The sequence below is a fragment of the Bradyrhizobium genomosp. III genome (genome assembly GCF_000261705.1).
Classification (GTDB): domain Bacteria; phylum Pseudomonadota; class Alphaproteobacteria; order Rhizobiales; family Xanthobacteraceae; genus Bradyrhizobium; species Bradyrhizobium ottawaense.
Window position 1 is genome coordinate 1 of record NZ_AJQF01000453.1, and the last position, 3,911, is coordinate 3,911.

The following is a 3,911-nucleotide window of genomic DNA, read 5'->3' on the forward strand; positions in this document are numbered from 1 at the left end:
CCTGACGCCTGCATCTGTTCCAAAATGCAACGGCGCCGCGCTCCGCCTTAACCTTCGGAACGCGGCCCGAACGAATCACGTCCGAATCGGCCGAACGGCCGCGTACGCAGCTGTTCACGGCTAGATGTCGATGCGGCTCTACCGGCGCGTACAATATCTGCGCAGCGCGGCGGATGGCCCGGGCCGGGCACGGGCGCCAAAGGTTAATCGCGACAAGGGCATAGCGCGCAAGACCACCCTGGCCGGCACCCGCCCCCGAAACAGGCAGGGTCAGGCAAGGACTGCCTAATATTCGACCTCGAGCTCCTCGATCTCGGCCGGCTCCTCGCTCGCCGCCGCGATCCATTCCTTCATCTCATCCATCGCCATGATGGTGTCGGCGTAGGCCTTCAGCTGCGGCTCGAGCTTGACGTCATAGGTGACGAAGCGCGTCACCACAGGCGCGTACATCGCATCCGCCATGGTGCGCCGCTCGCCGAACAGGAACGGGCCGCCGGATTTTTCCAGGCAGTCGCGCCAGATCGACCAGACCCGGTCGATGTCGGCCTGGGCGCGCGACCAGATCTTGAAGCCGGGAAAATGTCCTTTCAGATTGACGGGCAGCGAGGCGCGCAAGGTGGTGAAGCCGGAATGGATTTCGCCGCAGATCGAGCGGCAATGGGCGCGCTGCACGCGGTCATCAGGCAGCAGGCCGGCTGACGGCATCGCCTCGTTGAGGTATTCGGCGATCGCAAGCGTATCCCAGACCACGGCACCGTCGTGCCGCAGACACGGCACCAGGATCGACGACGACAGCAAGAGGATTTCGGCGCGCGCCGACGGATCGTCCGGCGCGGTGACGATTTCCTCGAAATCGAGCCCGGAGAATTTCGTCAGCAGCCAGCCGCGCAGCGACCAGGACGAGTAGTTCTTGCTGCTGATGGTCAGTGTCGCCTTCGCCATATGGCCCTTCCCTCACGCCTGGGAGCGCACTGCCGCGCGTGCGCGCCCCGTCCTTCCCGCCCAAAGAGCAGCAAGCGACGTGCCAATTTTCCCGGCGGTCCGGCCCCCATCTGGCTTCGATATTGCATCAAGACGGGGGACAGGTGGGCACTTCAGTATGATGTCGATGTATTATCAGGCCTTTCAGAACCAGATGGACCTGACTGCGCCGTGGCGCGCGGGGGCTTCGTCCGCGCTCAGATTCCTCAATCTGGTGCCCCAGGGCATGTCGGATCAGGTCGTCGGCCGGCTGTCGGCGGCGCTGGAGCTGATCTCGCGCTCCACCCTCACCTATCATCGCCCGGCCTACGGCATCGACAGCGTCATGGTGGGCAATCGCGAAGTCGCCGTCACCGAGGAGATCGCCTACGCGACACCGTTCGGCTCGCTGCTGCACTTCAGGAAGGACGGCGTGACGGAGCAGCCGCGCATGCTGCTGGTGGCGCCGATGTCCGGCCATTTCGCAACGCTGCTGCGCGGCACCGTGCAGACGCTGCTGCAGGACCACGACGTCTACATCACCGACTGGCACAATCCGCGCGACATCCCGCGCAGCGAGGGCCGCTTCGGGCTCGACGACTACACCGAGCATCTGATCGATTTCCTCGGACAGCTCGGCCCGCGCCCGCACATGGTCGCGATCTGCCAGCCGTCGGTATCGGCGCTCGCGGCCGCCGCGATCATGTGCGAGGACAACCATCCCTCGCGCCCGGCGACGCTGACGCTGATGGCAGGGCCGATCGACACCCGCATCCAGCCGACCAGGGTCAACGACTTCGCCAAGAGCAAGCCGATCGAATGGTTCGAGCAGAACCTGATCAACTACGTGCCGATGCAGTGCCGCGGCGCGCTGCGGAAAGTCTATCCCGGCTTCGTGCAGCTCACCGCCTTCGTCTCGATGAACCTCGAGCGCCACATCAAGCAGCACATGGATCTCGCCAACCACATCGCCAAGGGCGAGAAGGACAAGGCCGCGACCATCAAGACCTTCTACGACGAATATTTCGCCGTGATGGACCTGCCGGCCGAGTTCTACATCGAGACCGTGCGCGACGTCTTCCAGGAGCACCTGTTGCCGCAAGGCAAACTGATGCATCGCGGCCGCCCCGTGAACACCAAGGCGGTCAGCCGCATGGGGCTGATGACGGTCGAGGGCGAGAAGGACGACATCTGCTCGATCGGCCAGACCCTTGCTGCCCAAGACCTCTGCACCGGCGTGCGCGCCTATCGGCGCGTCCACCACATGCAGGCCGGCGTCGGCCATTACGGCGTGTTCTCAGGCCGGCGCTGGAATAACGAGATCTATCCGCTGCTGCGGGATTTCGTGCACGTGAATTCGTGACACCACGCCGCGGCGCGCTGGAATTGCTCTTCAAGCCCGTATCGAGCCGGGCCACGCGACGACTTGCCCTGACATCACCAGGCGGTTGCGTCCGCCCTCCTTCGCGGCGTAAAGCGCCTTATCCGCAGCCGCTATCAGCGACGTGCAATCCGCCTTGTCGCCGAACGACATATGTGTGGCGCCACCAATGCTGAGGGTGACCTGCCTGGATGACGCGTTGAGCGCGTGCAGGATGCCGAGGTCCTCGATCGCCTGCCGGATTCGCTCGCCGACCTGCTCGCAACCTCCTGCATCGGTATTCGGTAGTAGCAAGGCGAATTCCTCACCACCGTACCGGGCCGCCACGTCTGCCGGCCGTCTGGCCTGCTGCGCCAGGACCCCCGCGATTGAGCGGAGACATGAATCGCCCGCTTGATGCCCGTACCGGTCGTTGAAGCTCTTGAAATGATCGACGTCCATCAGCAGCAGTGACAGAGGCGTTCCTTCCCGCCTGGCCCGGTCCCATTCCGCCTCCAGCCGCTCGTCGAAGTGTCGGCGGTTTGCCAAGGCCGTCAGGCCGTCCGAACGGGCGAGAGCCGCCAGCCTATCCTCCAGATCCTTGCGTTCGGTCATGTCGCGCGAGATCGCCACCACGCCGTTGATGTGTCCACTCTGCGCACTCCTCGTGACGCGCAGTGCAGTTTCGACCCAGATCTCTTCCTTCTCACGATGACGGGTGCGATACGTGATTCTCGCCTCCTCGGCTTCGCCGTTCATCAATGCGGAGAGCGTTTGCTCAACTCGGGCCAGATCCGCGGGATTGATGCCGGCGAGGGCTGATGTATCCACCAATTCGTTCGGAGCCCAGCCAAGGATTCGAGCGGTGGACGGCGACGCATAGAGGATCCGTCCATCGACTGCGACGCGCATGACCATGTCTCCCGACTGCTCTGCAAGGAGGCGAAAATCCGCCTCCTTGGCGACCAGGGCAGCGGCCATCTTCTGCCGCAGGTGCAACTGGCGCACCAGAAAGAGCCCGGCAACACCGAGCCCAGCTGTCAGCGCCAGGACTGCGGCAATGCGCGTCAGCGCGGCTCGGCGCCAGGGGGCCAAGACGTCATCTTCCGATTCCGTAGCAACGAGGAGAACGGGGTAGCGGCTGCTGAGTCGATAGAAGCTCAGACGCCGGACGCCGTCGAGAGGCGACGTGAAGTAGTAGACGTCCGCGGCCGGCCGCTCACGGATAATCTTGAAGAGCGGAGCACTCGACAGATCGCGGCCCGTATATCCGTTGTCCGGGCTACGCGCGAGGATAATGCCGTTCGCTGTCGCCAGTGCAATTGAACCGCTCTGGCCGACGTCGAAACCACGATAAAACTGCAGAAAATAGTCGACGTCGATCGTGGTAAGGGCAACTCCGGCAAAACTGCCGTCAGGATGATTGAAGCGCCTCGACGCGGTGATGATCCATTGCCCCCCCGACCTGCTCCTCACTGGAGACCCAATGAAGGTGCCCCGGTCAGCCACGGCACGATGATGCTGGAAATACTCTCGGTCGCTGTTGTTGAGGCCGGCGAAATCCACAGGCTCGCTGGTCGCGAGCCAGCGG

At 63.8% G+C, this 3,911-nt stretch carries 3 protein-coding genes; 1 reads left to right on the plus strand and 2 read right to left on the minus strand.

What is annotated here, in order from left to right:
• Positions 1–285: 285 nt before the first annotated feature.
• A complete protein-coding gene (locus tag IC66_RS0136145) occupies positions 286–942 on the minus strand; it encodes a glutathione S-transferase family protein (protein WP_038950877.1) in 657 nt (218 codons plus the stop codon).
• 157 nt (positions 943–1,099) lie between these two features.
• Here IC66_RS0136145 and IC66_RS0136150 point away from each other — a divergent pair, with 157 nt between their 5' ends.
• On the plus strand, positions 1,100–2,323 hold the full coding sequence (locus tag IC66_RS0136150; protein WP_028145622.1) for a polyhydroxyalkanoate depolymerase: 1,224 nt from the start codon (positions 1,100–1,102) through the stop codon (positions 2,321–2,323).
• A gap of 30 nt (positions 2,324–2,353) precedes the next feature.
• Here IC66_RS0136150 and IC66_RS0136155 read toward each other — a convergent pair.
• On the minus strand, positions 2,354–3,911 hold a 1,558-nt coding region (locus IC66_RS0136155; protein WP_038950878.1), incomplete at its 5' end, for a sensor domain-containing diguanylate cyclase.